18 protein-coding genes and 1 riboswitch are annotated in these 17,048 nt (G+C 37.1%); of the genes, 4 read left to right on the top strand and 14 right to left on the bottom strand.

Features of this window, described 5'->3' with window-relative positions:
* Position 1 precedes the first annotated feature (1 nt).
* From TMATH_RS03415 to phoU, 4 genes are all read left to right on the top strand, one after another.
* A complete protein-coding gene (locus TMATH_RS03415) occupies positions 2-970 on the top strand; it encodes a branched-chain amino acid ABC transporter permease (RefSeq protein WP_013149986.1) in 969 nt (322 codons plus the stop codon).
* Entirely contained in the window at positions 945-1,712 is a 768-nt protein-coding gene (locus TMATH_RS03410; RefSeq protein ID WP_013149985.1) for an ABC transporter ATP-binding protein, read from the top strand. The genes TMATH_RS03415 and TMATH_RS03410 overlap by 26 nt, the downstream gene beginning before the upstream one ends.
* A gap of 2 nt (positions 1,713-1,714) precedes the next feature.
* Positions 1,715-2,434: an ABC transporter ATP-binding protein gene (locus TMATH_RS03405; protein ID WP_013149984.1), complete on the top strand. Its 720-nt coding sequence runs from the start codon at positions 1,715-1,717 to the stop codon at positions 2,432-2,434.
* Positions 2,435-2,677: 243 nt separating this feature from the next.
* Positions 2,678-3,331: a phosphate signaling complex protein PhoU gene (gene phoU, locus TMATH_RS03400; protein ID WP_013149983.1), complete on the top strand. Its 654-nt coding sequence runs from the start codon at positions 2,678-2,680 to the stop codon at positions 3,329-3,331.
* Between the two features lie 69 nt (positions 3,332-3,400).
* On the opposite strand, the gene thiM (TMATH_RS03395) is transcribed toward phoU, so the two are convergent.
* From thiM (TMATH_RS03395) to TMATH_RS03330, 14 genes are all read right to left on the bottom strand, one after another.
* Positions 3,401-4,201, bottom strand: coding sequence for a hydroxyethylthiazole kinase (gene thiM, locus TMATH_RS03395; protein ID WP_013149982.1), 801 nt, complete (start codon positions 4,199-4,201; stop codon positions 3,401-3,403).
* A gap of 127 nt (positions 4,202-4,328) precedes the next feature.
* Positions 4,329-4,820, bottom strand: a complete 492-nt coding sequence (thiW, locus tag TMATH_RS03390; protein WP_013149981.1) for an energy coupling factor transporter S component ThiW — start codon at positions 4,818-4,820, stop codon at positions 4,329-4,331.
* The gene (gene thiM / locus TMATH_RS03385) at positions 4,813-5,607 is read right to left on the bottom strand and encodes a hydroxyethylthiazole kinase (RefSeq protein ID WP_013149980.1); all 795 of its coding nucleotides are present in this window, start codon (positions 5,605-5,607) and stop codon (positions 4,813-4,815) included. The genes thiW and thiM (TMATH_RS03385) overlap by 8 nt, the downstream gene beginning before the upstream one ends.
* Position 5,608: 1 nt before the next feature.
* Positions 5,609-6,244, bottom strand: a complete 636-nt coding sequence (thiE, locus tag TMATH_RS03380) for a thiamine phosphate synthase (protein WP_013149979.1) — start codon at positions 6,242-6,244, stop codon at positions 5,609-5,611.
* 3 nt (positions 6,245-6,247) lie between these two features.
* Positions 6,248-7,042 (bottom strand): bifunctional hydroxymethylpyrimidine kinase/phosphomethylpyrimidine kinase, encoded by a 795-nt coding sequence (gene thiD, locus TMATH_RS03375; RefSeq protein WP_013149978.1) that lies wholly within the window; start codon positions 7,040-7,042, stop codon positions 6,248-6,250.
* A gap of 56 nt (positions 7,043-7,098) precedes the next feature.
* Positions 7,099-7,201, bottom strand: a riboswitch (TPP riboswitch).
* 505 nt (positions 7,202-7,706) lie between these two features.
* Positions 7,707-7,895 carry an IS3 family transposase gene (locus tag TMATH_RS12460; RefSeq protein ID WP_041591633.1) on the bottom strand — a complete coding sequence of 63 codons (189 nt, stop codon included), beginning with the start codon at positions 7,893-7,895 and terminating at the stop codon, positions 7,707-7,709.
* Between the two features lie 486 nt (positions 7,896-8,381).
* On the bottom strand, positions 8,382-9,782 hold the full coding sequence (locus tag TMATH_RS03365; RefSeq protein WP_013149977.1) for a glycoside hydrolase family 1 protein: 1,401 nt from the start codon (positions 9,780-9,782) through the stop codon (positions 8,382-8,384).
* 71 nt (positions 9,783-9,853) lie between these two features.
* Positions 9,854-10,300, bottom strand: coding sequence for a ribose 5-phosphate isomerase B (gene rpiB / locus TMATH_RS03360; protein WP_013149976.1), 447 nt, complete (start codon positions 10,298-10,300; stop codon positions 9,854-9,856).
* 14 nt (positions 10,301-10,314) lie between these two features.
* On the bottom strand, positions 10,315-10,962 hold the full coding sequence (locus tag TMATH_RS03355; protein WP_013149975.1) for a ribulose-phosphate 3-epimerase: 648 nt from the start codon (positions 10,960-10,962) through the stop codon (positions 10,315-10,317).
* Positions 10,963-11,006: 44 nt separating this feature from the next.
* A complete protein-coding gene (locus tag TMATH_RS03350; RefSeq protein WP_013149974.1) occupies positions 11,007-11,918 on the bottom strand; it encodes a DUF7916 family protein in 912 nt (303 codons plus the stop codon).
* A 23-nt stretch (positions 11,919-11,941) separates the two neighbouring features.
* Entirely contained in the window at positions 11,942-13,216 is a 1,275-nt protein-coding gene (locus tag TMATH_RS03345; protein ID WP_013149973.1) for a PTS sugar transporter subunit IIC, read from the bottom strand.
* A 32-nt stretch (positions 13,217-13,248) separates the two neighbouring features.
* Positions 13,249-13,548 carry a PTS sugar transporter subunit IIB gene (locus tag TMATH_RS03340; RefSeq protein WP_013149972.1) on the bottom strand — a complete coding sequence of 100 codons (300 nt, stop codon included), beginning with the start codon at positions 13,546-13,548 and terminating at the stop codon, positions 13,249-13,251.
* Between the two features lie 54 nt (positions 13,549-13,602).
* Positions 13,603-13,932: a PTS lactose/cellobiose transporter subunit IIA gene (locus TMATH_RS03335; RefSeq protein WP_013149971.1), complete on the bottom strand. Its 330-nt coding sequence runs from the start codon at positions 13,930-13,932 to the stop codon at positions 13,603-13,605.
* Between the two features lie 138 nt (positions 13,933-14,070).
* A complete protein-coding gene (locus TMATH_RS03330) occupies positions 14,071-16,764 on the bottom strand; it encodes a sigma-54-dependent transcriptional regulator (RefSeq protein ID WP_013149970.1) in 2,694 nt (897 codons plus the stop codon).
* Positions 16,765-17,048 lie beyond the last annotated feature (284 nt).

The following is a 17,048-nucleotide window of genomic DNA, read 5'->3' as shown; positions in this document are numbered from 1 at the left end:
AATGCTGAAAAATTGGTTTACAAAGGAAAATCTTGCAGTAACGTTGTTGCTAGTAGTGCTTATGGTAGGAGTTCAGGTTTTGTATTCAGCAGAAATCATTAGTCCTTTTGTGATGTTAAACTTAATTATTATCGCAATCAATATTATTCTTGCCGTAAGTTTAAATCTAGTGGTTGGTTTTACAGGACAATTTTCTATTGGCCATGCGGGATTTATGGCATTAGGTGCTTATGCCTCGGCTATTATGTCTTTAAATTTTAATGCTCCTTTTATTGTATCCTTGTTAGTTGGAGCAATAGTGGCTGGTATTGGCGGTATTATAATTGGCATACCTACCTTGCGGTTAAGAGGTGATTACTTGGCTATTGCTACTTTAGGACTGGCTGAAATAATCCGGGGGGTAATAACAAATATTGATTATTTAGGCGGAGCTTACGGTTTAATGGGGATACCACAGAGGACTAATTGGCTGTGGGCTTTTGGGTGCATGCTGGTTACAGTTTTAGTTATCAAAAACTTTATTCAATCCAGCCATGGTAGGGCGTGTATTTCAGTCCGAGAAAATGAAATTGCGTCGGAAGCCATGGGAATAAATACTACAAAATATAAAGTTATAGCTTTCACTATGGGTTCATTTTTTGCTGGAATTGGCGGAGCACTCCTTGCTCATTATATTACCTTTATTGAACCAAATGCTTTTAACTTTTTAAAATCCTTTGATATACTTGTGATGGTAGTTTTAGGAGGTCAGGGGAGCCTCACCGGTTCAGTAGTAGCGGCAATTGTATTGACGTTAATTTCTACATTTTTACAGAGTTTAGCAGAACTGCGGCTTATAATTTATGCCATAATCTTAATCTTGGTAATGTTATTTAGACCCCAGGGACTTCTTGGAACCCATGAGTTATCCTTTAAGCTTTTGCAGAGAAAGAGAGGTGTTAGTCATGGCAGCCATTCTGCAGACGCATAGCCTGGGGATTAGTTTTGGAGGATTAAAAGCAGTTCAGGATTTAAATCTTACCTTAAATGAAGGAGATTTAGTTGGGTTAATCGGACCAAACGGTGCAGGTAAAACGACGGTTTTTAACCTTTTAACCGGGATTTACCTTCCAACCACAGGTGACATAATCTTTAAAGGCGAAAGCATAGTAGGGTTAAAGCCTTACCAAATTGCTGCTAAAGGCATAACCCGTACTTTCCAAAACATTCGTTTGTTTGGCGAACTTTCGGTCTTGGAGAATGTTTTAATTGCCAGGCACTTGCATGTTCCATATAATATGATGCATGCTATATTCCGTGTTGGGAAGTTTTACCAAGGAGAAAAGGAAATGCGGGATGAAGCTTACGAGCTATTAAAAATCATGAACTTAGCTCATAAGGCAGAAGAAAAGGCCAAAAACTTACCTTACGGAGAACAGCGTCGATTAGAAATTGCCCGGGCGTTGGCTACTCACCCTTCATTATTACTTTTAGACGAACCAGCAGCAGGCATGAATCCTCGAGAAACGACGGAGTTAATGGAATTAATTGGCTTTATCCGGAGTAAGTTTAACGTGACTATTTTGCTCATTGAGCACGATATGCATTTAGTAATGAACATTTGCGAGCAGATTTACGTTTTGGACTATGGAGTTAATATTGCTCACGGGACGCCTGAAGAAATTAAAAACAACCCTCGGGTTATTGAAGCATATTTAGGAGAGGGGGCGTAACTATGAGCGAGAAGGAAGTATTAAGAATTGAAGAGTTAAATGTGTTTTACGGGGCCATTCATGCTTTAAAAGGAATATCGCTTACCGTAAACGAAGGAGAAATAGTAACCTTAATCGGGGCAAATGGTGCGGGGAAAAGCACTACTTTAAATACAATTTGCGGATTGGTCAAGCCTAAATCAGGAAAAATAATTTTTGAAGGTAAGGATATTACTGGTAAAACTGCTCATGACATCGTAAAAATGGGCATAAGCCAGGTGCCTGAGGGCCGACGGGTTTTTGCTAACATGTCAGTATTGGAAAACTTGGAATTAGGTGCTTATCTTTTAAAAGATAAAGCAGAATTTAAACGCAGGCTTAGCAGGGTTTTTGAACGGTTTCCGCGGCTTGCAGAAAGAAAGGGACAACTGGCCGGCTCTTTATCTGGCGGAGAACAACAAATGTTAGCGATGGGACGAGCATTAATGTCAGCACCTAGGCTTATGCTTTTAGATGAACCTTCAATGGGCTTAGCTCCTCTGTTGGTTAAAGAGATTTTTGCGATCATTAAAGAACTAAACGAGCAAGGAACTACTATTCTTTTAGTGGAACAAAATGCACATATGGCTCTTTCTATTGCTCATAAAGGCTATGTATTAGAAACAGGAAAAATTGTCTTATCTGGCCCCGCCCGGCAGCTGGCGGAAAACCCGCAGGTAAAAGAAGCTTATCTTGGGGGTTAAAGGGGGGTCAGAGAAGGCATATACTATCACTAATGGTACCCATTCTTGCAATGAAACAAAGGCGTTTCATTTGTATGAATATGCCTTTGTTTCATTTTTTAATATTTTATGCTTTTATAATTAATCATTATTTTATCTACGTAAGAAAATGGCATTTTAGTTCTTATAAGGCCATCTGGTTGTAGCAAGACTAGAGGATGGAAGACTACATCACTGGAAAATTCGATTAAAGGAGGTGAAAGGGTGAATCGCACTCATTTTGAAAAAGAATTAGAGGGACTTCATTATGACATATTAAAAATGGGTAGCCTTGTAGAAGAAATGATAGCGAATGCCATTACTTCTTTAGTAAACCATGATACAGAATTGGCTCAAAAGGTCATAGATGATGACGACAGAATAGACAAAATGGAAGTAGAAATTGACAATAAATGTGCAAAGATTATTGTAACCCAGCAGCCAATCGCAAGGGATTTGAGAATAGTTTTGACAGGGCTCAAAATTGTTACAGACTTAGAAAGAATGGCAGACTATGCAGTAGATATAGCAAAAACTACTTTGAGGATTGCTCATCAAAAATATATAAAGCCATTGATAGATATTCCTAGAATGGCTGAAATCGTAAGAGAAATGGTAAAAATGTCATTGGATTCTTACGTTCGCCAGGATTTAGACCTTGCAAGGACGATTGGTGAAAAAGATGATATAGTAGATGCCCTTTACAAACAAGTATTTATGGAACCATTAACTTATATGATGGAAGACCCAAGAAACATCGACCAGGCGAGTCAGCTTTTGTTTGTAGCTCGTTATCTTGAGAGAATTGCTGATCATGCTACTAATGTATGTGAATGGGTAATTTATTTAGATACGGGAGAGCATATAGATTTAAATTAAAAATATTAGGCTGTTGAACAATTTGTATTTCTTCAACGACTTTAAAAAAATCTTTATTTTCTTTATAATCTACACCTTCAAAACTTCAAACTTAGCATGTTTTTTTATTATATCTGGGTTGATGATGTAAAGATTATTTATAAACTTAGCTCTAAAAGTACCAGGCAGGTTACTTTCCTTCTCTGCTAGTTCACCTGCTATATTAACAGCTAAAAGTGCTGTAAGGGCAGCTATAATTTTATCATCGCTTACTGCAGATGTTGCTGACATTATAGCTCCAAGAGTACAACCTGCACCAGTTATTTTGGTAAACAATGGTGTACCATTTTTTACTATTACTACTTTTTTGCCATCACTTATATAATCTTCTTTGCCAGTTGAAACTACTACTGTATTTGTTTTTTGTGCAAGTTTTATACATGCCTCCATAACACCATTATCATCAAGTGAATCTACACCCTTAACATTTGCATTTTCGCCTGAAAGTGCTTTTATTTCTCCACCGTTCCCCTTAATAATGCTGATACTTCCAAGTTTTAATAGCATTTTTACAAAATCAATTCTACTCTTTATCGCTGCACATCCTACCGGGTCAAGGATAACAGGTATTTTATGTACTGATGCAGAGGAAACCGAATTTATTATAGCCTGCTTTATTTCATTATTTATTGAGCCTATATTTACATACAGAGCATTTGAAATCGCAGTAAAATCATATGCCTCTTCTGGCGACATTACCATTGCAGGTGATGCTCCAAAACTCAAAAGTGCGTTTGCATTATCATTCATCACAACATAATTTGTGATGACATGTATAAGTGGCATTTTTCTTTTTACGTCGTTCAAGACTTTTACAACTTCATCAATCATAAATCTTCTCCTTTCTTTTAAACAAGTTTGTGTTACAGTATAATATTTATATTTTCGAAATTTTGTATAATCAATTCCATAAGCTAAATTTACTAACAATCCATTTAGTCAGTGGGGCAGTATATATTCAATTGGAATAATTCAATTTTTTGTATTTTGCTAAAATCAATACTACTACATATCCTATAATCGAGCCTATTGTACTGGAAAGCGAAAATGGAATGACAAACATAAAAGCCGCGCCTGAATTTCCCAGTATATACCTAGCAATAGGATAAGAAAGCAATGCCCCTATAATGCCTGTCCCTATAACTTCTCCTATAGAGGCAAAATAAAACTTACGTGTAAATCTATAAAGATATCCAGCAATGAATGCACCAACCATTCCTCCTGGAAATGCCAAAAGCGATCCAACACCAAGGATGTTCCTCAATAGTCCTATAATAAAAGCAACTTCTAACGCTCCCCAAGGTCCCAAAAAAACTGCTGAAATAACATTAATAGCATGTTGAACAGGTGTAACTTTGGCAACACCTACACTAAACCATACATATTGAGAGGTAAAAGTACCTATAGCAATAATAAGTGCCATAAAAACCATACGATGTATTTTATTCATACTCCACCTTCTTATCTTTTTCTATTATCTCCGGCATGAGATTATATATCTCATCAAAAAATGTCACTTTAAAACTGCCGGGCCCTTTGACATTGCTGCTTTGAGCGGCTCTTTCACCTGCTACTCCAAAAGCTATAAAAGCTTCTACTGTAGCTTCAAAATAATCTTCACATACTCCGCAAAAACTCGCTACTACAGAGGTAAGCATACAACCTGTGCCAGTAACAGTGCCCATCGTAGGATGTCCATTTTTCACATACGCAATTCTTTTCCCATCAGTAATTATGTCAGTACCACCTGACACTGCTACTACAACGTTGTACGCGTTTGCTAAATCTTTTGCAGCTTCAGAAATATCATCTGCTCCGCTTTGAGACTCTACACCACGTATCTTCCCACCTTTGCCTGCAAGTATTGAAATCTCAGCACTGTTTCCCTTTATCACAGAAATTTTTACCTCTTCTAATATCTTTCTTGAACTTTCTGTCCTAAGCTTCGTAGCTCCCGCTCCAACAGGGTCTAATATAACTGGTACTTTAAATCTATTTGCGGCCTTTCCTGCCTTTATCATCGCTTCTACTTGTTCATTTGTAAGAGTGCCTATATTTAAAACTAAAGCATCTGCTGCACTTACCATTTCTTCTACTTCTTCCAAGGCATGGGCCATGACTGGCAGTGCCCCAATAGCCAATGTTATATTAGCACAATCGTTGACAGTAACTACATTAGTGATATGGTGAACTAAAGGTTTTCTCTCCCTTAAAATTTTCAACAATTCTTTTTTCATTTCAAATCCTCCTATCATTTATCGCTTTTGCTATAACCTCCAAAAGTTTTCTAGTATTGTTTTCTATATCCCCATAAAATACAGCTGAAACTGAGGATATCCCATCTACTCCTGATTTTAACATGACTTCATAAGCATTATCCTTCGTTATACCACCTATTGCAACGACTGGAATACTAACAGCCTCTTTTATCTTTTTTAACCCTTCTATTCCAATAGCTTCTGCTTCCGGCTTTGTTGGAGTCTTAAACACCGCGCCTACTCCTAAATAATCCGCTCCATCCTTTTGCGCCTTTAAAGCTTCTTCCACTGTGCTTGCTGATACCCCCACTATTTTATGAGGACCTATCATTCTCCTTACAACATCTGCCGGCAAATCTTCCTGTCCAACGTGAACTCCATCTGCATTTACTGCCAAGGCTATATCCACTCTGTCGTTTATAATGAGGGGGATTCTATTTCTTTTTGTCACTTCTTTAACTTTGAGTGCAATTTCATAAAATTCCCTACTTGATATATCTTTTTCTCTCAGTTGAATTACTGTTGCACCGCCTTTTATCGCTAGTTCCACTGCTTCAGCTATATCCATATCCTTTATGTAAGACCTATCTGTTATAGCATAAAGGGTTAAGTCCATATCTCACACCATCCTTATTTCTATATTCCAAAAATGATTAGTAGGACCTACTCCCTGCCCTATAGCTAACGAATGTTTTATGGCCCCTGTAATGTATGTCTTCGCTCTTTTTATTGACTCAACTAAATCATAGCCTAAAGCGATATTGGCAGCTATAGCTGAGGAAAATGTACAGCCTGTACCATGAGTGTTTTTAGTATCGATTCTTTCTGAGGTAATTTCATAAAACTCTTTTCCATCGTAAAATACATCTAAAGCATCTCCTGTAAGATGTCCACCTTTTACTACCACTGTTTTTGCACCAAAATCTAGAATTTTTTTGGCCGCTTCCTTCATATCCAATACATTTTTAATTTCTTTTCCAACTAATTCTCCCGCTTCCATAAGATTTGGAGTAACTACAAGGCTTAAAGGAATCAATTCCTTTTTCAAAGCCTCTACTGCTTCCGGCTTCAATAAATAGCTTCCACTTTTTGAAATCATAACAGGGTCCAGCACAACATTTTTTACATTGTAATCTTTTAGCCCTTTTGCAACCATTTTAATTATGTCTTCATTAGACACCATACCTATCTTCACTGCATTCGGATATAAATCCTCAAAAATTGCCTTCATCTGCAAATACACCATATCAGGGCTTATATCCTCAATCCCCAAAACTCCCATGGTGTTTTGCGCTGTTATTGAAGTAATGACACTCATGCCGTATACTCCATGGGCTGAAAAAGTCTTTAAATCTGCCTGTATACCTGCTCCTCCCCCAGAGTCAGAACCGGCAATAGTGAGAGCTAATTTCATAAACACACCTCCAAATAATAAAATAAGCCCACCTGTGTGGTGAGCATTTTTCAAATGTTTTAAAAATCATGCTTCCCTACGCAGGCATTACCCTGACAGGTTCAAAGGGTCGGGAACGAATCCCCTCTCAGCCCTTTTCGGGCTCCCCTAGCATTTGTTATATTTAGTTTTTCTTAAATTGTCTAAATTATTTATACCATAAAATGCAAAAGATTGCAATAATTTTTTCGCACTCCATCTGTGACATTTCTACGTTATTTGTATCATCAGCAATATGCCACTACCAGCACTTTTATTCTATTAAAAACTGTTAACTAAGACTGGGCGACATCGGTTTTATGTGGAAAATCTAATAATTAAGTTCGAACAATCTCTTATTGATATTATAGGTTGATAATATTTTATCATTTGTATATACATACTTTACCATAATTAGAATTATATATTCAACTTTTATATTTGTTTATTTTAAACGGTAACTAGTTGTTTTTTTCTAAATAATCTTCTATTTTTTTATAAATTATTTAAATTTTTATTCTAAATTAGTAGGAGCTAAAAAACTTTTTATTTACATTTATAAGATATATTGAGTTTTTCGTACTTTTATTTAAGCACTTCTTTAGTAAATTTATGTCAATATAGTAGACACAAAAACTCGAAATTTTTATGCTGATTTTTTAATCAAATTCTCAAATTGGTACGGAGTCATATATCCTATACTACTATGTAGTCTTTTCCTATCATACCAGAATTCAGTATACTCGAATATAGCAAACCTGGCAGTATCAAAATCATAGTAAGTAGCTAAATTTACTTCTTCCTTTTTAAAGAAACATGAAAGGATTCTATACATCCATTATCATAAGGACATCCTTTACTACTACGTGAATGTTAATAATCGGCGTATACTAATAATATTAAAAGTCAGGGGGTTAAAATTATCAAGGTTCCCTGACTTTTAACATATTTTTGTCTCACGTTTGCTAGTCTACAATTACAGTAGCTGTAGCAGTCAAAACATAAAACCACATTCAGGCAATTACAAAGCTATAGAGCTGGATTAGTAGAATTTATAGAATAAATATTCTGAAAAGTAGGTGCAGACTTGCTAGCCGAAAAAATACAGCAAAGAACTTCTGGAATGAGCTTGAAAAGTTCATTTTTCAGGGAAATTTAATTAAATATCTGCTCTAATACTTCAGTAACTTATATTAATTTTTTATTTAATTTACTTCCTAATGCAATGCTATTTGAACTTAAAATATAGTTTGGTATTTCAACTTTTCTATTTTGCATCCTTTAATATCAAGCCTTCAATTTTAAGCAATAGACAAAAAAACTAAAGTTCTTGTCCATTTGATTTAATAACATTTTTATACCAATAAAAGCTCTTCTTCTTTATTCTTCTTAAGTCTTTTAAATCAAATTCATCTCTGTTGACATATATAAAACCATAACGCTTGCTAAATCCTTGATGTGTACTGACAAGGTCAATTGCTGACCAAGGGCAATATCCTATTAAATTCACTCCATCAGAAATAGCCAACCGTGCTTGTTCTATATGCTTACGTAAGAATTCAATCCGATAATCATCGTTAATAATATCACCTTCTTCTAACTTGTCATAAGCTCCTAAACCATTTTCAGTTACCAACAATGGAAGATGGTATCGGTCATTTAATTCGCGTAATGTAATGCGGAAACCTATCGGATCGATTTCCCAACCAAATTGTGTTTTTCCTAAGTATGGATTTGCAACTCCACGGTAAAAGCCGGGTTCTCCAATAGTAATTTGCTGGTCTCCAATTGAATTTTCAACAGAATCATTACTGCTATTTTGCGCTACTGTCACCGTTGAGTAATAATTAAAGGCAATAAAATCTGGTTTTGCAGATTCTAATATTTCCATATCACCTTCTTGAATAGTTGGTGTACATCCTTCTTCCTCCATATAGCTCCATGCAACACTATTATAACGCCCAAATACTGGCATGTCCAAATATAACCAATTTCGAATTGATGAAAAATTTTGTGCTGCTAAGATATCTTCTGGTTTGGAAGAGGCTGGATAAACATAAGCAATATTCGGCGCTGGCCCAATTTTCGCATTTGGACACATTTCGTGACATAAATTTATTGCTTTTGCTTGAGCCAAAAACATATGATGATTTTGTTGGTATAATTCTTTTTGAGGATTTTTCATATTAGGATCTAGAGTGCCAATGGCTGAACCGTGCAAAATCATCATATTCTGTTCATTAATAGTTAACCAGTACTTTACTCGATCTCCAAAGTATTTAAATAATGTTCTTGCATAATTTTCAAATGCATCGATAGTTTCTCTATTTGACCATCCTCCCTTTTGTTGCAAAGCATAAGGTAGATCAAAATGATACATGGTAACGATAGGTTCGATATTATAGGACAGCAATTCATTTATAAGATTATTATAAAAATCAATGCCTTTTTGATTGATCTCCCCTATTCCATTTGGATAAATGCGCGTCCAAGCGATAGAAAATCGATAGGCTTTTAATCCCATTTCTGCGAATAATGCAATATCTTCTTTGTAACGATGGTAATGATCACTTGCTACTTTGAAATCCGATGTCCCTTCTGGATATTTTTTCATATCAATAACTGAGGGACCTTTTCCGTCTTCATTCCATGCTCCCTCTACCTGATATGCCGAAGTGGAAGCTCCCCATAAAAATCCCTCTTTGAAACCTTTTAATTTCACATCCCTCACTCCAATCCTCAAATTATTACGAAAAACAAGGAGTGCCGCGAAAATGCCACTCTCCTTTTTTGTTACCTTTGTCTTTTTTCCATCTCCTCTATCATCTCCAATCTCCTTGCATGGCGGCCCGCTTCATATTCAGCTCCGAGCCATTCTTCGACTATCATTTTTGCCAATTCACTCCCAACCACCCGGGCACCTAATGTTAGGATATTGGTATTGTTGTGCTGCTTTGAAAGTTTTGCCGAATAAGGTTCGCTACATACGACCGCCCTTATACCACCCACCTTATTGGCGGCGATGGCCATGCCCACACCGGTGCCGCATATTAGAATGCCGCAATCGACTTTCTTTTCGGTCACCGCGTCGGCTACCATCTTTGCATAGATAGGATAATCCGTTCTTTCTGTGCTGTGGTGTCCAAAATCCACCACTTCATGACCGAGTTTTTTCAGGTGCTCGGCTATTTCCAATTTTAGTGCGTATCCTACATGGTCGTTCCCTATACCAATTCTCATTTTTAAAACCTCCGCTATTTTTTTAATCTTTCCAAAATATCCTTGTAATCCTCATTTTTACCGAAAAGCGAAGAAGTTCCGAGGATAAATCCGTCCACTCCCCACTTTGAAAGTTCATTTATCCTTTCCGGTGATATGGCTCCATCCACCATTATTTTATATCCGTAGTCTTTTTTTAGCAGAACAAGCTTTTTTATTTTTTGATTTACAAAATCCAAATACCTTTGACCAGCAAAACCGGGATTTACCGTCATAACCAGCACGTAATCGACAAGGGCCAAAAGTTCAATGACCGTCTCTATCGATGTACCGGGATTTATCGCTATTCCGCGAAACTTATTTAGCGCCCTTATTTTTTCCAGGGTTCTCGCAGGGTGTCCACCAGCTTCAGGATGTATATAAATTATATCCGCTCCTAACTCGGAAAATAATTCTACATAATTTTCGGGGTTTATTATCATTAAATGCACATCGATTGGCTTTTTTGTGTTTTTCCTTATGCACTGTATATCCTGCAATCCCATTCCAAAATTGGGAACGAATATACCATCCATTACATCGATATGGAAAATATCAGCTCCTGCCCTGTCCAAATTGATAACTTCTTCTTTTAAATAGTCGTAATTAGCACACATCATCGAAGGACACAAAATCTTTTTCATGACATTTTCCCCTTTTAGCTACCTGTATCAGGATACTCAAATTTTCACCTGTTGTTTGCCGCCATCCTCTTAATCGTGAACCTTCTGCCCCTTATGGTCAAGGACAGCTGGTATATGTTTTCCGGCAGAGTGCAACCGGCATACCCGCCATCACCTATCGCGTGGATATCCGCCCCCGTCTCCTTCATTTTAAGGGCTATGTGCCTTATTGTATCCACATCAGCACTTTCAACGGAGCTATCCAAAAAGGTCATAGCCAAAGTTCCGGGCTTATACGAGTGAACGAATTCGACGCATTCTCTTATCATATTTACGGATATTCCGTGCCTCGAACCAGGTGCCGGAAAGTTTATCACATCAGCCCCGGCATCTATCAACTCTTTTATAACTTCCTTTGCCGGTCTTTTGGCTAAGGGATCGCCCAAAACCTTTTCTTCCACTCCATCTTCCCATTTGCCAGCAAACAGGAGAGCTTTATCCCGTATTATCTCCTTTGCCATTTTTGTGGCTTCTATTATCGCATCTATGGATGTTCCGCTCCCCGGATTCCCTCCCAATACTATAAAATCCGCACCTTGTTCCAAACATAACTTGATATTCTCGGGAGTAGCCGCCGGCCCCAAGCTCTTCGGCAATTCCTTCCCTTTGCCGGTACACCCGAGGTATACTCCTATAGGCCTATTTATGAGCTTTTTCAACTCCATAAGCGTCATACCCTGCAGGCCGGGATTACCGTTTTCTCCATTAGGGTGATAAGTGTTCAATAAGATCATATCAGCTCCGAAGGCTGCCTCTATTTCGGCATTCGTAACTCCTTTAATTATTCCCTCTCCCACCATGACGAGGTGTTGCGCCATTATTACTCTGCCTTCGGATTTATAAATGGCTATTTTTAATTCCGGTGCCTTCATTTTTTCGAAGTCGCTTTTGGTGCAATCGATAAGCCTTTTAACCATCGATTTTTTCCTCCTTAAAAACCTCATTGATTGTAAGCCGCTTTTTCCTGTTCGTAGGCTTGCTTGTCCACTAACCTGAAAAACGGCCAATACATAAGGGCCGAAATCACGGTAGCCACCACCTGATAGAATGCGGCGCGCCACCCACCGACGATGAATCCCGATAAAATCACCGGAGTCCCTAGCGGAACCGTAACGCCTGAAACGGTTGGTAAAACGCCCACCGCTATTAGGAAATATGCTAACAAAGCTATAACTACTGGAGTTATCAAGAAAGGTATAAAGAATATCGGGTTCATTACTACCGGAAGTCCGAAAATAAGGGGTTCATTTATACAACACAGTGCAGGAGCTAGAGCTAATTTACCTAGCGTCCTATACCGCTGTGATTTCGCCCTCAATAGTAGGAACGCTATCCCGAGCATCGCCCCCGCGCCGCCAAGGTTTATGAATGCCATATAAAAACTCCAGCCTACAATATTCGGACCTCTCATGCCGGCCTCGAAAAACTGCAAGTTTTGTAAATCCAGAGCCAACCATATGGGCTTTATTATGGATACACCGATGGCCAGTGTTCCGTGGATTCCGAAAAACCACAGCAATTGTATCGCAAGAATTCCTATCACCATCGCTGCCCAGGTGTTTCCGATATTTTGAAGTGGCATTTGTACGATCTTAAATATAAATGAATGAACATTTTCAAAGGACGTATGGGCGAATATAACTCTAATAATGAGCATCATGGCGGTTATAATAAAACCAGGTAGGAGAGCCATAAAAGATTGTGTTACCGTTTCCGGAACCCCATCGGGCATTTTTATAGTCCAACCCCTGCTTACTATAAAGGCATACATTCTCGTTACGATTAACCCCAATAAAATGGCAACGAAAAGTCCGGTCGCACCAGTCCAGTTCGTCGGCAGGTAATTTCCGATTTCTTTCGTATTTCCAAAGGGAGTCAGTATCAAGAAGCTCATTAGTGCCAGGATGCTCGGAGTAAATCCTTCCACGTTCAAACTTTCTGCTAGCTTATACGAAATTGCCGCAACAGCATAAAGGGCTATAAAGTCCGTGGTCACCTGCCCAATAATGGATAAATACGGTTTTATACCCAGGTTTTTTAACAATTCCTGATACGGCGCCACATTCATCGAATTCAACAGGCTGCTTATAGCTCCTATCATGATTATTGGAAGAATGGCAGTTAAGCCGTTAGAAACAGCGTTAATGTAAATATTATGCTGAATGTTATAGGCAATTCTTTGTAAACTGTTTTGAATTTTGTTTATTTGAACCATAAGATATTCCTCCTTCTACCAATTTCAATTAATTAAATTTCCAATACCTTTTTCAGGACTTTTTCCCCGTTCATCATCCCGTAATCCACACTGTCTATCACTTCAACCTTGATGCCTCTAGGCTCATACATCTGCTTATACTTTCCCACCAAGAAACCCACCTGAGGACCTAAAAGTAAAATGTCCGTATCGTTTTCGTACTGCTTAAATTTGCTTTCTGATGTAGCCCTTATCTCAACCTCCTCTCCTAACTTTTTTGCTGCCTCTTTCATCTTTGTAACCATCAAGCTTGTCGACATTCCTGCAGCACATATTAGTGTAATTTTCTTCATTGTATTGCCTCCTCACTAATAAATAATGTGTTTTCTTGCTAATATATCATGCAATTATTGTGCCAAAACACTTTCAAGCTTTAATTGCCTTTCGTACATGTCAATAAATTCTTGGGCTAAGTCTTTTACTGTCATAGCATTCATAAGGTGGTCCTGAGCATGTACCATAAGAAGTGTAACTTCTCTCGCGTTTCCGGCTGCCTCATCCTGTATAAGCTTTGTTTGTACCTCATGTGCTTTATTTAGTTCTTCACATGCTTTCTCAATCTCCTTTCTCGCCTCAGCTATATTCCCTGCCTTCGCATATTGAATGGCAGTCATTGCATGGGTTCTAGCATTGCCTCCGCTTACAATAATTTGCATTACAATTTCTTCGTACTCCATTTACAACATCCTTTCTTATAGTGATTATTGTTGTGTTTTCAAAATATTAAATATGCAAATATCATGTCAAAACACATCACGTAACTAATAAAAAATGCGGCATTTCAGCCGCACCCAAAATTATACTAAATTAAATGATTACTTAAGTATATTTTTATAATTGAAAAAGGTCATAATGTAACAAATCTCATCATCTGAAATGTTAATGTCATATTTCTTATTTAAAATCTCACACGCCTTCTTAACTATGTTGTAAAGTTCATAATTTTCTGAAATATAGCTTTCTTTATTCATAAATTCGTCAACAGATCCGCCACCCTTCAACCTGTCTATCATACAAGCTACATGCAAGGCTATTCCAATTAAGGCATTTGTATTTACTTTAATATTTAATTCATTTTCAATAGCATTAATAAACATTTTTATGTCCTGTAAAACGTACTTGCTGTTAATATTTTTTAACTGATTTTCTAAAGTGTCACCCATCTTTATATAAGTATTTTCAATATCTATAAGTCTTTGTATTGGCTTAATAGCTTCCAAACTTAACACTTCATGTAACCCATATTGAGGTACGCTGGTATCTATCCTGAATGAACTGACAATGCATAAAATCCTTCTTTCTTTTTCTATATTTCTCAATCTTGTATATATGCTCTCACTTCCAACAAGATTTATCGGTATAATTTCAAAGATGTTGTTGTCATAGTTAAGATGCTGCACAAGAACATTTTTTATCGCAACAGCACTTCCCTCTCCAGTTGTACATATTGCAACTATGGCAAGTTTTTCTTTTATTTCACCGACGGTTTTACTACTTGCCCTTTCTTCTTCTAAAAAGGTATTAACATTCAACGTTTCTTCATATACTTCTTCAAGGGAATGGCCCATCATCGCCTTTCTGGTCGCTTCTATTACATGCAAGGTGCTTACAAGAGGAATTGTTTTTGTCTTAATGCCAAACTCCTTTTCGATTTCTTCTCCAAATGTTGTCAATGAACCCATATCCACTAAAAACAGAATATCGGATTTTATTCCGTTTTCTCGAAGATATGTCTTTAACCTTGAAACTACTTGTTGAGGCTTTTCATTAAGTGGAGCATCAATTCCTATCGCATATTTGGTTCCGAGAAGACTGTTTGCAGTTTCTACCATGGATGTGGCGGTCGATGCACCATGCGCAATGACAATTATTTTTACATTATTCTTCTTCTGTTCTTTTATTTCTCTGCCATCGTAAGCGAAAAACATCGCAAGAAATCCGGCTTCGTCAATGGGCATAGATACATCCAATACCCGCTCTATTATTTTCAGGCAGTCAAGAGCTATATTAAACTCCTCGCTATATTCGGTTCTTATTTTATTAAGCTGTGGATTCACAATCTTCCTATTTCTTTTGATTCGTTCAATTGCAGTATATATATGAACTGCCATGGCATAGTACATCTCTTTGCTCAATACCTTATTTAGCCTTTTTTCCGAAAACTTTATTATCTCTTCTACAGCTCGAACGATTTCAGCACCGACAACATTTTCAATATCGGAAACATCAATAGTCTTACTAACATCGTAAAAATACTTTTCAAAGTACGTTTTTATATCCCTCTCTATTTCCTTATCAAGTTCTTCGCCACTGAGTCCTCTGCTTTTTAGCTCATGCATTTTAATATCTATCATTTCATATATATTTTTACCATCGCTATCCTGATTAATAAAAAATATATTCTCTTCACTACTTTTATCGAATATAAAATACCTTTTATTGATGTCTAATAATTTATTCCAGACTTGACGGTGTTCTGTTTCCATATACAAGCCTTCTTTTATATGCGAAGGCAAATCGATCCAGTCTATTTGGATATTCTCTTTTTTATTTGAAACAAAATCTGCATAAGCTTTTGCACATACAAGTTGAATATCCGTTTTTAGTTGTCCGATATTATTAGGACAATTATAGCCTAAAAACGCCCTCATGGAATTAATCGACACCCTGATCGGCCTGCCTAGCTTATTTGATTCTTCTCTCATAAACTGGCAAATAAGATTGAATCTTTCTTCAATGCTCCTTTCCCTGAGGCTCGGCAAATGGATTATCATAGGAATTCTTCTCGTAAATGTTTTAAGTAGAGCCGATTCCGGATTTTCGGTAGTAGCAGCAATAATTAAAACATTAGCACTCCTTTCTAAATCGGTTTCACCAAGTCTTCTGAAAATGCCCTTGTCCAGAAAAGTAAAAAACATTTCCTGCCCCTCGGGAGGAAGTCTGTGAACCTCGTCGAGAAAAAGTATACCGCCATCTGCTTTTTCAACGAGTCCTATTTTATCAAAATCCGCTCCGGTATAAGCTCCTTTTTTAGCACCAAACAATTGACTTACAAGAAGTTGTGGATTATTAGCATATTCAGCACAGTTAAAAACTACAAAAGGAGAATTTTGATCAAATCTATTCATCTCTATTGCATACTTATAAATAAGTTCCGCAAACATAGATTTTCCAACGCCGGTTTCTCCCACAAGCAATATATGCATTCCATTTGGAGGATATAGGATTGCAGCTTTACCCTGTTCGATAGCAGAAAAGAGACTCGGATTTTTTTCTAGAAATTTATCAAGAGAAGTCCTTTCACTTTTCTGAGAAATTTCCTGAATTGGTTTAAAAAGCACAGGCTTTGTGCCTAATTTAACTGCTTTACCTTCCTTACACAGTTTATTAAGATCGCTACTGACATTAGCTCTGCTAAGCCCAAGGGAATTTGCAATTTCAGATGCACTTACGCCTGGTCCCTTATCAAGCTCTTTAAGTTTTTGATAAACAGCATCAATCCTTTTCACTAATGCCACCTCCAATAATGAAATATATTATAAGCTGTCTCTATTAAACATACAAGTAGCTTATGTTTCTATTTAAATTAAATTAAATATATAATTTTAAAATGCATATCTTATTTTTATTATCTTTCTGAAATAAAGTATTTGTCAACAACAAAAAATCTTTATTAAAGTTAAGCCTGAAGATAGACTATACTTTTCTTCCCAAGCTTCTAATTCCTCAAGATGCTTCTTAGTTATTTTTCCAGAACATTCACAACAGACTCTTAATTTTATACCTCTTTCAT

The sequence above is a fragment of the Thermoanaerobacter mathranii subsp. mathranii str. A3 genome (assembly GCF_000092965.1).
Lineage (GTDB): Bacteria > Bacillota > Thermoanaerobacteria > Thermoanaerobacterales > Thermoanaerobacteraceae > Thermoanaerobacter > Thermoanaerobacter thermocopriae.
Note: the sequence above shows the minus strand (reverse complement) of the source record. Positions and strands in the feature narration are given on the sequence as shown.